The 14,282-nt window shown below is 66.3% G+C and carries 11 protein-coding genes; 5 read left to right on the top strand and 6 right to left on the bottom strand.

Annotated features, from left to right (window positions below):
* Position 1: 1 nt before the first annotated feature.
* Genes rbbA through IB259_RS14630 form a run of 3 tightly spaced genes read right to left on the bottom strand, consistent with a single transcriptional unit; the run spans position 2 to position 5,313 of the window.
* Positions 2 to 2,746, bottom strand: a complete 2,745-nt coding sequence (gene rbbA, locus IB259_RS14640) for a ribosome-associated ATPase/putative transporter RbbA (RefSeq protein ID WP_192329378.1) — start codon at positions 2,744 to 2,746, stop codon at positions 2 to 4.
* Positions 2,746 to 3,813: an HlyD family secretion protein gene (locus tag IB259_RS14635; RefSeq protein WP_054452014.1), complete on the bottom strand. Its 1,068-nt coding sequence runs from the start codon at positions 3,811 to 3,813 to the stop codon at positions 2,746 to 2,748. Before IB259_RS14635 ends, rbbA begins: the two co-directional genes overlap by 1 nt.
* A 21-nt stretch (positions 3,814 to 3,834) precedes the next feature.
* On the bottom strand, positions 3,835 to 5,313 hold the full coding sequence (locus tag IB259_RS14630; RefSeq protein WP_192329376.1) for an efflux transporter outer membrane subunit: 1,479 nt from the start codon (positions 5,311 to 5,313) through the stop codon (positions 3,835 to 3,837).
* 194 nt (positions 5,314 to 5,507) lie between these two features.
* On the opposite strand from IB259_RS14630, the gene IB259_RS14625 reads away from it, so the two are divergent.
* Complete coding sequence (locus IB259_RS14625; protein WP_054452012.1) at positions 5,508 to 6,125, top strand: TetR/AcrR family transcriptional regulator; 618 nt, start codon at positions 5,508 to 5,510, stop codon at positions 6,123 to 6,125.
* Positions 6,126 to 6,222: 97 nt separating this feature from the next.
* On the top strand, positions 6,223 to 7,797 hold the full coding sequence (locus tag IB259_RS14620) for a cyclic diguanylate phosphodiesterase (protein ID WP_192329374.1): 1,575 nt from the start codon (positions 6,223 to 6,225) through the stop codon (positions 7,795 to 7,797).
* A 3-nt stretch (positions 7,798 to 7,800) separates the two neighbouring features.
* Here IB259_RS14620 and kch read toward each other — a convergent pair whose 3' ends face one another.
* Entirely contained in the window at positions 7,801 to 9,012 is a 1,212-nt protein-coding gene (gene kch / locus IB259_RS14615) for a voltage-gated potassium channel protein (RefSeq protein WP_054452010.1), read from the bottom strand.
* 431 nt (positions 9,013 to 9,443) lie between these two features.
* Complete coding sequence (locus IB259_RS14610) at positions 9,444 to 10,259, bottom strand: response regulator transcription factor (RefSeq protein ID WP_119450333.1); 816 nt, start codon at positions 10,257 to 10,259, stop codon at positions 9,444 to 9,446.
* A 664-nt stretch (positions 10,260 to 10,923) separates the two neighbouring features.
* On the opposite strand from IB259_RS14610, the gene IB259_RS14605 reads away from it, so the two are divergent.
* On the top strand, positions 10,924 to 11,319 hold the full coding sequence (locus IB259_RS14605) for a helix-turn-helix domain-containing protein (RefSeq protein WP_119450332.1): 396 nt from the start codon (positions 10,924 to 10,926) through the stop codon (positions 11,317 to 11,319).
* On the opposite strand, the gene IB259_RS14600 is transcribed toward IB259_RS14605, so the two are convergent.
* A complete protein-coding gene (locus tag IB259_RS14600; protein WP_119450331.1) occupies positions 11,300 to 12,448 on the bottom strand; it encodes an acyltransferase in 1,149 nt (382 codons plus the stop codon). The two genes, IB259_RS14605 and IB259_RS14600, sit on opposite strands and share 20 nt — an antisense overlap.
* A gap of 307 nt (positions 12,449 to 12,755) precedes the next feature.
* Here IB259_RS14600 and IB259_RS14595 point away from each other — a divergent pair, with 307 nt between their 5' ends.
* On the top strand, positions 12,756 to 13,286 hold the full coding sequence (locus tag IB259_RS14595; RefSeq protein WP_054452006.1) for an META domain-containing protein: 531 nt from the start codon (positions 12,756 to 12,758) through the stop codon (positions 13,284 to 13,286).
* A gap of 129 nt (positions 13,287 to 13,415) precedes the next feature.
* Positions 13,416 to 14,213 carry an META and DUF4377 domain-containing protein gene (locus IB259_RS14590; RefSeq protein ID WP_054452005.1) on the top strand — a complete coding sequence of 266 codons (798 nt, stop codon included), beginning with the start codon at positions 13,416 to 13,418 and terminating at the stop codon, positions 14,211 to 14,213.
* Positions 14,214 to 14,282: the final 69 nt, after the last annotated feature.

Raw genomic sequence — 14,282 nt, 5'->3', positions numbered from 1 at the left:
CTCAGGTCTCCTGTTTCTTCAACAGCAGCGCCGAGGCGCCCAGGATGACGGGAATGGCGATCAGCAGCGGCCAGAACGAGCCTTGCAGGTTGGAGAAGTCCAGGGCCTTGCTGAAGACGCCGCGGCTGATGGTCAGCATGTGCGTGGCGGGGTAGACCTGTCCGATCAGGCGGCCGGCGCCTTCCAGCGACGACACCGGGTTGAGCAGGCCGGCGAACTGCACCGCGGGCACCAGGGTGCCTATCATGGTGAAGAACAGCGCCGCGATCTGACTGCGGGTGAACGTGGAGGCCAACAGGCCGATGGCGGTGGCCACCACGTTGTAGATCAGCGCGGCGGCAAGCAGGGTCAGGAAGCTGCCGGTGATGGGCACGCCGAACAGCGTCACGGCCAGCAGCGTCATCAGCAGGAAATTCAGCATGGCCAGCGCCACGTAGGGCGCCTGCTTGCCCAGCAGGAATTCCAGCCGTGTCACGGGCGTGACGTACAGATTGATGATGGAACCCAGCTCCTTTTCGCGCACCACCGCCAGCGCCGTCAGCATCGCCGGCATCATCAGGAGCAGCAGCGGGATCACGGCGGGCACCATGGCGGGGAGGCTGCGCACATCCGGGTTGTAGCGAAAGCGCGTCTCTATGCTGACCGGCAGGGTCGCGTCCGAGCCCAGGCGTTCGCGCGCCTGCTGCATCAGCCAGCCCTGGTGCATGCCCAGCACATAGCCGCGGATGGTCTCGGCGCGCTGCGGCATGGCGCCGTCGATCCAGACGCCGATCTGTGCGCCGTTGCCGCGCTCCGCGTCGCGCGCAAAGCCTTGCGGTATCTCGATGGCCAGCGACAGCTCGCCGCTGCGCATGCGCGCGTCCATCTCCTCGTAGCTGGAAATGGGCGGATGTTCGATGAAGTAGCGCGAGCCCGCCAGGTTCAGACTGTAGTTGTGGCTCAGGCCGGTCTGGTCGCGGTCCATGACCGCATAGCGCAGGTCCTCCACGTCCATGCTGATGCCAAAGCCCATCACGAACATCAGCAAGAGCGAACCGGCCAGGGCCAGCGTGGCGCGCACCGGGTCGCGGCGCAGTTCCAGCGATTCGCGCCACATGTAGCTCAGCATGCGCTGCAGGCTGAAGCCGCGGTGTTCCGGCGTTTCGGCGGAGGCGGACGCCAAGGGGGGAGCGGCTTGCGCGTCGGCGTCTTCTGGTTTGGTGCCGGCGCCCGCGTCGATCAGGTAGGCGATGAAGGCTTCCTCCAGCGTCTGCGCGCCGCGCATGCGCGTGATCTCGTCGGGCGACGCGCTGACCAGCACCTTGCCCGCATGCATCAGCGACATGCGGTCGCAGCGCTGGGCCTCGTTCATGAAGTGCGTGGAAATGAAGATGGTGACCTGGTCCTGGCGCGCCAGCGCGATCAGCAGGCGCCAGAAGTTGTCTCGCGCGACGGGGTCCACGCCCGAGGTCGGTTCATCCAGGATCAGCAGTTCGGGCTTGTGCACCATGGCCACCGCCAGCGACAGGCGCTGGCGCACGCCCATGGGCAGATTCTCGGGCAAGGTGTCCAGCACTTCGCCCAGGTCGAAGCGCTGCACCATCTCGTCCACGCGCGCCGGAATCTCGGCCTCCGGAACGTGGAACAGGCGCGCGTGCAGCACCAGGTTCTGCATTACGGTCAGTTCGCCATACAGCGAGAACGCCTGCGACATGTAGCCCACGCGGCGGCGGGTATCGATGTTGCGCGGATCGACCTCGGCGCCGAACAGCCAGGCCTGTCCTTCGCTTGCCGGCAGCAGGCCGGTCAGCATTTTCATGGTGGTGGACTTGCCGCAGCCGTTGGAACCCAGGAAACCGAAGATCTCGCCCTTGCGGATGCGGAAGTTGACGTGGTCCACGGCGACGAAATCGCCGAAGCGCATGGTCAGGTCGCGCGCCTCGATGGCGATCTCGGCGTCTTGGTCGATGGCCAGCGGCACGATCTCCACCGGCTTGTGGCCGCGCTTCTTTTCTTCCGGCAGCAAGGAGATGAAGGCGGCTTCCAGCGAGTCCGCGCCGGTGCGCTGCTGCAGTTCGGCGGGCGTGCCGGTGGCCAGCACACGGCCTTCGTCCATGGCGATCAGCCAGTCGAAGCGCTGCGCCTCGTCCATGTAGGCCGTGGCCACGATCACGCTCATGCCGCTGCGCTCGCGGCGGATCTCGTTGATCAGGTCCCAGAACTGCGCGCGCGCCAGCGGATCCACGCCGGTGGTGGGCTCGTCCAGGATCAGCAAGTCGGGGTCGTGGATCAGGGCGCAGCACAGACCCAGCTTCTGCTTCATGCCGCCGGACAGCTTGCCGGCCGGGCGCGACAGGAAGGCCGACATGCCGGTGCTGCGAGTCAGGCTGTCGATGCGGCGGCGGCGCTCGGCTTCGTCATGGCCGAACAGGCGGCCGAAGAACTGCAGGTTCTCTTCGACCGACAGGGTGGGATAGAGATTCTTGCCCAGGCCCTGCGGCATATAGGCGATGCGCGGGCACACGTCGTCGCGGTGCCCGCGGCTGGCCATGTCGCCATCCAGCACGTCCACCTTGCCTTCCTGCACCGCGCGCGAACCCGCGATCAGGGCCAGCAGGCTGGACTTGCCGACGCCGTCCGGGCCGATCAGCCCGACCATGCGGCCGGCGGGAATGTCCAGGGTGATGCCGTCCAGCGCCACCGTCTTGCCGTAGCGCAGGCTGACGCCGGACAGCGTCACCACGGGCGCGGTGTCCGGGGAGGTCATCAGGGCACCTTGACTTCAAGATTGGCGGGCCATTGCGCGTCGGCATCGAGCTTCAGCCAGGCCACGCCCGGCAGGCCCGTCTTGACCTGCTTCAAGTGCCGCTGCAGCAGCTCGGGGCTGATCTGGGCCTTGACGCGGAACATCAGCTTCTGCCGTTCGCTGGCGGTCTCCACCGTCTTGGGCGTGAACTGCGCGGTGCTGGCCACGAAGGAGACCTTGGCGGGGATGACGTATTGCGGCGCGGCGTCGAGGATGATGCGTACGTCCTGACCCAGCGCCACGCGGCCGGCCGCCTGCTCGGGCAGGAAGAACGTCATGTAGACATCGGCCAGGTCCACCATGTTCAGCACCTTGCCGCCAGCGCCCAGCACTTCGCCAGGCTGTGCCACGCGGTACTGCACACGGCCGTCGCGCGGGGCGCGCAGCTCGCTGTCGGCGATGTCGGCCTCGATGCGGGCGATGGTGGCCTGTGCGGCGGTGACGGCGGATTGCGCGCCGACCTCGGCGGCGCGCGCGGCGTCGATGGCGGCCTGCGCGGCCTTCACCTGCGCACGCGCGGCATGCACCGAGGCCTGTGCGCTGCGCACGCGGGCGCGGTCGTCGTCCAGTTCCTGGATGGACGAGGCGCCTTCCTTGGACAGCGTCTCAGAGCGGGCCAGGCGGCGGCGCGCGGCGTCCAGTTCGCTTTCGCGTTGCACCACCACGGCCTCTGCAGCCAGCTTGTCGCTCTCGCGTTGCGCGACCTGCGCGCTGGCGCTGGCCGCGCCGTTGACGGCCTGCTGATGCTGGGCGCGCGCTTCCTCGCGCTGCGCCTGCAAAGTGTCGATCTGCATGCGCGCCAGCGGCTGGCCGGCGGCGACGAAGTCGCCTTCGACCGCCAGCACTTCCTGCACCCGGCCGGCCAGCTTGGCAGCCACGTCGATTTCGGTGGCTTCGATGCGGCCGTTGCCGCTGATGAATCCCTCGCCCGGGCCGCTGTCGGACAGCAACCGCCAGCCGTAGTAGCCGCCGGCGGCAACCGCCAGGGCGATCAGGACAGGGACCAGTTTTCGGGTGGGCAGGCGCATCGGGGATCCTTGATTATTGGTTTATCGGGGGCTGGCGGTTGGCGCGGAGGCGGTCTGCGCCGCGGGCGGCGCTTGCGTGCCGCCGCCCAGCGCCGCATACAGCCGCACGCGGCTGGACAGCAGGGCGCGGCGCGTCTGCGCGAGCTTCTGCTGGGCCGCCAGCAGATCGCGCTGCGCGTCCAGCACCTCCAGATAGGGCGAGGCGCCATGGTCGTAGCGCAGTTGGGCGAGGCGGGCGCGTTCGTTCTGCGCCGCCACGGTGGCGCGCAGCACGTCCACCTGTTCCGCCAGCCAGTAGCGCGCGGACAGCGCGTCGGACACGTCCTTGAAGGCGGTCTGTATGGTCTGTTCGTAGGCGGCCACGGCCTGGTCGCGGCGCGCTTCGGTCAGGTCCAGGTTGGCCGAGCGCCGGCCGCCGTCGAAGATCGGCAGGCTGATGCTGGGCGCGAAGTTCCAGGCGCGGCTGCCGCCCGAGAACAGGCCGTCCAACTCGCTGCTGGCGGTGCCGAACGCGCCGGTCAGGGTGATGGTCGGCAGGAAGGCGGCGCGGGCCGCGCCGATGTTGGCATTGGCGGCCTGGAGCTGATGTTCGGCGGCGACGATGTCGGGACGGTTGACCAGCAGGTCCGAGGGCAGGCCCGCCGGCAACTCGCGCATGACGGCGTTGTCGTCCAGGCGCGTGGGCAGCTTGGGCAGGTTCAGCGGCGCGCCCGCCAGCAGCTCCAGCGCGCTGGCCTGGGCGGCGCGGGTCTGTTCCAGGTCCGCGCCCAGCGCCTTGGCCTGCTGCCACAGCGTTTCGACCTGGGTCAGGTCCAGTTTGGAGATTGCGCCTTCCTCGAAGCGGCGGCGGAAGATGCGCAGCGACTCTTCGCGCGAGGCGATGGTCTCGCGGGTCAGCGCCAGGCGCTCGTCCAGTTCGCGCAAGGACAGGTAGCTGTCCGCCACTTCGGCGACCAGGCTCAGCGTCGCGGCCCGCGCGGCCGCATCCGAGGCCAGGTAATTCTGCAAGGCGGCGTCCTTCAGGCTGCGCACGCGGCCCCAGAAGTCCAGCTCCCAGCTGGCCATGCCCAGGCCCACCTGGTATTGGCTGGAGACCAGCGGCTGTCCCGTGAGGTTCAGGTCGCCCGGTACACGGGCGCGGGAGCCGTCCGCTTGCACGCCTATGGTGGGGAACTGGTCGGCGCGCTGGATGCCATACAACGCGCGCGCTTCTTCCACGCGCAGCAGGGCGCGGCGCAGGTCGCGGTTGTTGTCCAGAGCGGTGGATATCAGCGTCTGCAGCGCTGGATCGGGGAAGTAGGTCCGCCAGCCGATTTCGGCGGCGGCTGCGGCGTTGGCCGCGGTCGCTTCGGGCCCTGGGGCTGTATAGGCGGCAGGCACGGGCAGCGCGGGGCGTTCGTAGTCGGGCGCCATGGACACGCAACCGCTGGCCAGCAGCGTCAGCAGGGCTGCGGGAACGAGGCGCGTGGCGATCGTGGCCGGAAACGGGCGGAGTGTCATGCGGGGTCTCTCCAGCGCGGGGGCCGGGCGCGTCCCAGGGCAGGCTTGTGACGCCGCCTTCGGGGCGGACCCGATACCGGGTTCATGCTTGCAGATATTGTGCAGTGCGGCGGCTACGCATTCCTTGATCAGAATCAAAGTAGCGACTGACTGGTCGGTTTTTAATGAATTGCACATATACAGGGAGCAGAAGGATGGTCATGCAGCGCCGTCGTCTTCCTCCGGTGGTGCGGATCGGGCAGATTCTCGATGCCGCGCTCCAGGAGTTCTCGCAGGCGGGCTATGCCGGCGCCAGGATGGATGACATCGCGCTGCGGGCTGGCCTGTCCAAGGGTGGGCTCTATGCGCATTTCGACAGCAAGGAAGCGGTCTTCGAAGCCCTGCTGACGCGCCACCTCAGCCCCTCGCGGCTCGACATCGAGGCGGTGGTGGATGGCGCCCAGTCGCCGCGCCATCTGGCCGAACGCATCGTCAATCATCTCTACGTCAGCCTCGGAAACGCGGCCATGATCAGCACCATGCGGCTGCTGCTGGCCGAAAGCGGGCGCGTGCCCCACCTGGCCGCGCGCTGGCGGCAGGAGACCGCGCAGGCGCATCAAACCGACATCGCGCGGCTGCTGGAGCGCGCGCGCGACCGCGGCCTGTGCGCCGATTGCGTCGCGCTCAAGCATCCCTGGCTGCTGCTGTCGCCCATCGTTCATACCCTGGTCATGTCTGCGCTGATGGGACCTGACGAGCGCATCGACCTGCCCGAGCGGCGGCAGGCGCATGTGGCGCTGATCTGCGAGCTTCTGCGCCAGAGCCCTGCGTGACGGAGGGCCCCGGAGTTCCTTGACGCTGCGCCCGGCTTGGTGTCCTATCCAGAGTTGGTCGCGCGGCGGCCATGCACGACCTACGCGGCGAGGTGACATGGCGACATCGGGAGTGACTGGCCACACACCGTCCTGGCGTTATCTGCCAGTGGCCCTGGCTTTGGTGCTTCCCATCCTGGCCTGTGTTGGCTGGACATGGCTGCAAGCGCACAACGCACAGCGGCTCGAAGGCGAGACCGCCGCGCGCATCGTGCGCGCCCAGGCCGAGAGCATCCTCATCCAATCCCAGGACATGCTGGGGCGGGTGGCGGAACAGGCGGGCAAGCCTTGTGACGAGGTGCTGCCCATGCTGCAGCGCTGGGGCACCTTGAATCCGTATTTTCGTTCCCTGGTCCTGGTACGTAACCAGCGCGTCTACTGCTCATCGGCGGTAGGCGCCGTGGACGCCTCGCTCGACGATTTCAGCAAGTGGAAAATCAACATCGTGTCGGACCACTGGCAGATCTCGGTGGCCGGCACGCCCTTGGCGCCGGAGCGGCCGGCCATCCTCATAGGCAAGTCCGGCGCCGACGGCCATGGCGGCATCGTGGTGGTGGATGGCCGCTACGTGCAGGACCTGGTGAATGCCGTGGCCACCATGGACGACCTGCAGCTGGAATTGGTCGTCGGCAGGAACGGCGCGCCGATACGCAGCGATTCCTGGGGCGGCGCGGCGGCGCGCGCGGTGCCGCTGCGCGACGAGGACGATGCCACCGCGACGGGCCTGAGAGTCAACGTCCTGGCGCCGCCAGAGACCCTGGTGCGCGCGTGGTCCCGGTCCATGGCGACGTATCTGCCGGTGGCGCTGCTGCTCGGGCTGGGCCTGGCCGTGGCCACGCACCGGCTGCAGGTCAGCAGGCGTTCGTTCAAGGAACGCCTGCGCCGCGCCATGCGGGCTGGCGAGTTCCTGGTGCACTACCAGCCCGTGTACGGGCAGGCCACGGGCCGCTGCGAGGGCGTGGAGGCGCTGATGCGCTGGGAGAGGCCGGGCATCGGGCCGGTGCGCCCGGACGTCTTCATCGCCGAGGCCGAGGCCGAAGGCATGATCATTCCGCTGACCCAGCATCTGCTCACGCTGATCGAACGTGACATGCGGACCTGGCCCACGCCGCCGGATTTCCACATCGGCGTGAACATCGCGGCCGAACACTTATCCAGCGTGGAACTGCTGCCCGACGTCCAGGCCTTCGCGGCCAAGATCGCGGCGCGGCATCCGCTGGTGGTGCTGGAGATCACCGAGCGCAGCCTGATCATGGACAACGGGCAGGCACGGCGCAACATCGATGCCTTGCGCGCCCAGGGCCTGCGCGTGGCGATCGACGACTTCGGCACCGGCCACTGTTCGTTGTCGTACCTGCAGAAATTTCCGGTGGACTACCTGAAAGTCGACCAGGGCTTCGTGCAGGCCATCGGGCCCGCGGGCGAGGAAGCGCCAGTGCTGGACGCCATCATCACGCTGGCGCACCGTCTGGGGCTGTCGGTCGTGGCGGAAGGCGTGGAAACGCCATATCAGTTCGACTATCTGAAGGCGCGCGGCGTGGCGTTCATCCAGGGCTATCTGTTTGCGCGGCCGATGCCGTCGGCCGAGTTCGTGCGCTGGTACGCCGGGCATGAACCGCCCGGCGACGCGTAGTCTTCAGGCGGCTTTGCCGTTGGGGGCGGCCTTGGCGAAGAACAGGTCGGTGATGCTCTGGCTGTCCATGGGCTCGCCGTTGATGGCGCGGGCCAGCAGCTCGGCGCCCAGCAGTTGCACGGAGAACACCAGGTCGGGATTCACCCGGCGGATCTTCTCCAGATGCTTGCTGGTGTTGACCAGCGCGACCGTCTTGGCGCCGTTTTCGCCGCAAGCTTCCTTCGCGGCCAGCACGATGAAGGCGTTCTCGGCGTCGTCGTCGCGCAGCGCCAGCACGTAGCGCGCGCGGGTCACGCCCGCGTTGTGCAGCACATCCACGCTGGACGGGTCGCCTTCGATCAGGTCCGTGGCCGCCGGATATTCCTGCGGCACGCCAGGAGGCACGATGACGGTGACTTCGTCGCCGCGGCGCCGCAGGCCGTCGTAAACGCTCATGGCCAGGGGCGTCGCGCCCGCGATGATGATGTGATTTTTGCGCATGGCGGTGGAGAACCTGCCTTTGACCAGCCGTTTCAGATTGCCGCCGATCACCGGCCCGGCGATCGCGCTGATGGAGGTGGCGAAGATGGTGATGCCCAGGATGATAATCGACGCGGTGAACAGCCGCGCGGTTCCGGTGTGCGGCGTGATGTCGCCATAACCGACCGTGGACATGGATACGATGGAGAAGTAGAGCGCGGTGGTGGCGTCTGTGATGGGCGGATTGAATTCATTGCCCAGATAGAGCGTGCCGAAGACCGCGTAGATCAGCAGCGACAGCATGCTGACCAGGGCGAACAGCGAGCCGGCGGTCACGCTGGCGCGGTCGAAACGGCGCCAGTAGGCGATCAGCGCGATGACCAGGACCAGCGTATAGATGCCCAGGCCGGCGCGGCCGCTGTCTCCCATGATGGCGAAGGTGCCCACGCCGATCAGCAGCACCAGTGAGAACGCCCAGGCGATGCGCGCCTTGAGGATCAGTCCCAGCGCGATGACCTGCAGCCCCACGCCTAACACCAGGCGCGGTATCTCCAGCAGGCCCACCACGCGCATGACCTCATGCCAGTTGTCGATGGCGAGCCAGAATCCGTATTCGCGCGCCCGCACCTCGCGCAGCACCGGATGCATGAAGGCGTACCCGTCCAGCGCCACCAGGATGGCCAGGCACCAGTTGGGCGGAAACAGCGCCAGCAGCTTGCGCAAGCGGTGCTTGAGGGGAACGGGTAGTGTGGGCATGGCTTTGGCGGGAACGGATCCCAAGTCCTTTGGCGGCATTGTAGGGGGCGTGCCGCGCTATACCAGATATGTATGGAAGGCTATCAACAAAGAATTACTGCAAACCTGCCCGAGGTCCTAAACTTCGTGCATCAAGCGGCTATCCATGAGGAACGCCGCTGATAAGGGCGGGACGGCCGCTGTTTTAGCAAACGGACGAATCGCCTGGCGTTGATCACGTTGCAGCCTGTGCAGGGACTAGAGACCCCGCCCAGGTTCACGGTCTGACCGTACGTGAGCAGTATGAGGCACGAATGTTGGAATCGCGTGATCCAGGTAGTAGGCATCAGTGCCGGCTGATGACTCCAGGCTCACGTGTTGTTTTAGCGCGGCGTCTTACCTTTCGAGGCAGCGCCGCGTTTTTTTCGTCCTGGCCCGTTGCGGGCCGGACCTCAGATGGACGCGTTCGCGTCCGCCGTTTCTCGGCGCCAGTCGCCCTGGGCCTCCAGGCGGCTTTCTTCCCCAGATACCCGAAATTCCAGGTCCAGCGTGATGTCCGCTGCGAACATGTAGCCCCAGCCATGCACGGCGCGGATCGGCAGCGTCATCTCGTTGGCCGCCGCCTTGCGCCGCAAGCGGCTGATCATGACGTCCACGAAGCGGCGCCGCGAGATGCCGCTGTCGGCCTCGTCCGCGCCGTCCGCGTAGAAGGCGTCGCGGCTGACCTTGCGGTCGGGCGCGTTGACCAGCCGTGACAGGAAGTCGCGCTCGCCGGTGGTCAGCCCCAGCGTGCGGCCCGTGGGGCTGATCAGGGTCCAACCCTTGTTCGCAAGGCGCCAGGTGTCGTGCATGGATTCATCCAGCGTGTGTCCGTCGGATGCGGCGTCCGCGCCGTCCAGGCCCACGGCGCGGCGCACCAGCGCCTGCAGCGCCGCCGCCAGCTCCAGCCCGGATACGTCCGGCGGCAGGCAGGCATCCGCGCCGCAGAGCAGCGTACGGATGCGGCTTTCGGCATCGGCGAATGCGGCAATGGCGACAATGCCCAGGCCTCGGTCCACGGCGCGCAGCCGGACGGCGGCATTGTGGATGTCGGGCAGGGGCGCTTTCAGCACCACCAGCGGGCAGGGGCGGCGCGAGTATCTGTCGTAGACGTCGGCCAGGTCATGGCAGCGGCGCACATTGAAACCCAGGTGCGAAAGGGCTTCGATGAGTCCGGCATGCCTGGCGTCGTCGTGGCCCAGAAATATGACATCCAGCGTGTTGTTCATTGATGCTTCCAATGAGGAGACAGGCCTGGGCGGCTGTGCCTGATGCCTAGGCGGGGCGCTGCGTGTCATACCCGTCTCCCTGTGCTGCGCGCCGAGGCGCGAGAGCGCCGGGCGGTGTTGTTCGGATGGGCGCGAGGCCGGGGGGGATTGCCCCTGGTTTCGTGCTTACGCCGATGGCCGCCCATGCTTCGATGCTGCTTGGAAGTCACGCCCGTGTTTCATTTAAACACGGGCGTGTTTTTTTGTGAAGATACGTTTCTGTAGTTTCTGACAGTAACAGAAAGCGCAGGGGCAGCGCTATGGAAACGCTTGAAATACTGTTTGTTTTGGGAAGCGGGTGTTAACGCATTATGTATCGCCGATACATTATTTTCGATTTTGAATACGTGAAACGCCCTAAACTCGCCACGCTCTTGCCGCCGCGGCACGCTTGCATGACAGGGGATGCAGCTGCGCGGCAATACCGATGTGGAAAATGCAAGCCAATGATAGATATGGTCTTTTTGATGGCGCATCGACGCGCTTCGAGGCGCCTGGAACAGGCTTGAAGCGCGCGCAGTCGGCTACGTGGCGCGATTTACGGATTAGCCCCGCAATTCGGGTGTAATCCGTTTATTTGGCGCCAGTATTGAGATGTTTTAATCAAATAAATAAATTCTTATTAATGTCTCAGGTTGATCGATTGGACACGTTTAGCCATCGTCTGCGCAACGCAAGAATGCTTCAGGGATGGACTCAAAAGGACTTGGCGGTCGCAAGCAACCTGTCGCAAAGCGCTATCGGCAACTACGAGAGCGGGCAGCGCCGGCGGCCATCCAGCGACGCGCTCATCAAGCTGACCCGCGCGCTATGCGTCAATCCCATGTGGCTCAGCACCGGCGAGGGGCCGATGCTGAACCCGGAGCCGGGCGTCATCCAGGCGGGCGCGGAGCGTGTGGCGCTCCCCGCCGCCTGGCCGTTCGAATCCATCTCCTATGCCACCTATGCGCGCCTGAGCTCCCAGGAAAAACGGCAGATCGAACAAGTGCTGGCCGCCTACATCAAGGCACGCGGCGAATAGACCCGAGGGGCTGCGCGGGCGCGCCAGCGGGGCGCCGCCGGGTGTCGGACGCGGGCGCGGGATCGCGGTCGTCGGTGCGCAGGCGGCTGCGCAGACGCTCGATGGGATCCGCAATCACGCTGTTGAGCAGGGCCGAGAATGCGATGGTGCTCGTGATCACCAGCGCCATGAAGAGCAGCGGCTGGTCCAGATGCGCTTCTTCAAGCAGCCACTTGAAGAACATGATCACCAGCGAATGGCAGATGTAGATCGGGTAGCTCAACTCGCCGATCGCCTTGTCGAGCCTGTGGCGCGACTGGAACAGGAAGGCCAGCGGCAGCAGCGCCCCGAACAGCAGCACGGCCAGGCCGTCGCGCACGGTCTGGTTCATGGCGATCGAGAAATGCAGCACACAGTAGACCGCCAGCACGGCCGTGCCGATTTCCGGCAGGCGCTTGATCCGTTGCGTCCAGGCCTTATAGCGCGGCAAAAGCACCTGGTGCGACAGCGAACCGAGCAGGAACAGGGCGAGTTCGGTCGGAAAGAACCGATACGTCCAGGGATCGCCCAAGCCTATGCCGGTGGCGATCAGCACGCCGCGCAACGCCAGCGATGCGGCCAGCAATGCGAGCAGCCGGCGCGGCGAATGCAGGATGAAGGGAGCGACCAGGTAGAAGCTCATCTCCACGCCCAGGGTCCAGGCCTGCGGCACCAGCAGCCCTTCGTAAAGCGGGACTTCGCTGTGCGCGAAGTTGCCAGTGAACTTGAGCGCGGAATGTTCGATGCCGAAGAACATCAGCCAGTCCTGGCCCATGATGAAAATGTTGGAGAGCACCAGGAACAGTTCGGCGCTGAAGGGCAGCGCGTCGTAGATGCGGAAGAATGCGCCGCCGCTCATCACGTGCGCGGCCAGCGTCAGCGCCGCAACGGCCAGATAGATCGGGAACAGCCGCAGGAAGCGGTTTGCATAGAACTTGCCCACCGCGCCTTGATAGTGGTCGGTGGCGGTGAGCACATAGGAAATCAGGAAGCCCGAAATGACGTAGAACAGCTGTACCGCGAGACGGCCGCCCACCAGATGATCGGTGGCGCCTGCGCCCAGATGGTCCAGCACCACCGACAATGCCAACAAGGTTCTCAAAAAGCCCATCGCCGTGTCTCCCCCGGATTGATCTTATTTTTGGCCCCCGTGAGGAGCCGGACACCTGCGCCTGCGGTCGTTGCGATCGGCTGCCGCGCCTTGCATGCCGGCCAGGCACGGGTGACGATCTGTACTGATTCTGCGCGTCGATGTGTGCCGCCGCCATGGGGCGTTCGATGCAGCAAGGCCATGCAATTGGAGCGTGGCCATGCATTTGCCGTGCTGCTTTTGGATACCGCTTATGGGCTTAGAACACGCGTGCTGGACCGAAAGGGCGGTTACAGTCGAGGGATGTGTAATTGATGGAGTCCCGTACATGTCCAAGCTCTTGTCCACGCGTTGCCGCTTGATTGCTCCGGCTCTGCTGGCCGCGGCCCTGGCCGGTTGCGCCGGATCGACTGGCGGCGCGCGCCCGCAAGGCGCAGCTGCGGCCAACGCCGCCAGCAGCGCGGATTCGCTGGCCCAGACCAGTTGGGAACTGGTGCGCTGGACGCAGGCGGGCGGCGCGCTACGCGACATTCCCCATGGCGACAACGGCGAACCGGTACGCCTGACCTTCCTGGCGCAAGGCAAGCAATATCGCGTCAATGGCTTTTCCGGCTGCAACCGCTACATGGGCACCTACAAGCTCGAAGGCGGCAAGCTCTACATCGACGCGCCCGCCGCCACGCGCATGGCCTGCCCCGCGCCGGAACGCGCCCGCCTCGAAGCGGACTATCTGCGCGGCCTGGCGTCCATCGACACGTTCACGCTGGACAACGGCGGCGCGCCGCGGCACCTGACCTTCAATCTGCGCGGCGGCGACGTGCTGGAGTTCGCGCGGCGCCAGGATCCGCCCACCCCCTGACGTAGCCAGCGGACCGCGTATCAAAGAGTGTTAAGCCGCGAATAACGGCGCCAGGCCGCGCCTACAATGGCGTGGTCCGGCCCGCCGCCTTGCGCGGGCGCTGCATTCCTCGCTTTTTCGGAGACCCTCATGCCCCTTCCCGCGTCTTTGCGCTGGCTGGCGCCTTGCCTGTTGTCCATCGGCCTGGCCGCCTGCTCGGCGCCGCCCAAGCGTGCCGCGGATGGCCAGGATCCGCGCTTTCAGCCCGCTTCCGCTTCCGACATGCTGGCGCAGACCAGCTGGGATCTGGCGCGCTGGACCTTGCCCGGCGGCGGCTTGCGGCAGATTCCGCATCCCTCTTCCAATTCGCGCCCGCTTACGGCGAGCTTCGTCCATGACCAGGGGGCGCCGCGCATTTCCGGTTTCTCCGGCTGCAACCAGTACAACGGCTCCTATACCGTTGCCAACGGCCTGCTGATCGTGCAGGGGCGCCCGGTGTCGACCATGATGGCCTGCGCGCCGCAGAACATGAAGCTGGAGCAGGATTTCCTGGCTGCGCTGACCAGCATCACCGCCACGTCGGTGGACAACGCCAACAATCCGCAGCGTATGACCTGGGTGCTCAGCTCGGGCGACAGGCTGGACTTCGGACGCCGCACCGATCCCATCGCAGGCGGCCAGCAGGGACCGACCAAGCTGGTCTACGTGAATTCGGAGCGCGTGCCTTGCACCGCCGGCGCGGGCCGCGCCATGTGCTACCAGGTGCGCGACAGCGCCGGACAGCCCTGGCAGCTCTGGTACGGCGAAATCACGGGGTTCAACTTCCAGCCTGGCGTGCGTTACCGCTTGCGCGTGGTCGAGGTCCGCAACCCGAATCCGCCGGCCGACGCGTCGACGTTGCAGTGGGTGCTGGACGCGGTGGTCGAGCAGGAAATCGTCAATCGTTGAGCCGGATCAAACGGGGCGGCGGGCGGGGAAAACCGCCCAGCGATTACTATTACGCCTTTCGCCGCCCGC

The organism is Achromobacter sp. ACM04, assembly GCF_014851465.1.
Lineage (GTDB): Bacteria > Pseudomonadota > Gammaproteobacteria > Burkholderiales > Burkholderiaceae_B > Achromobacter > Achromobacter aegrifaciens.
This window is presented reverse-complemented; position numbering and strand designations above follow the sequence as displayed.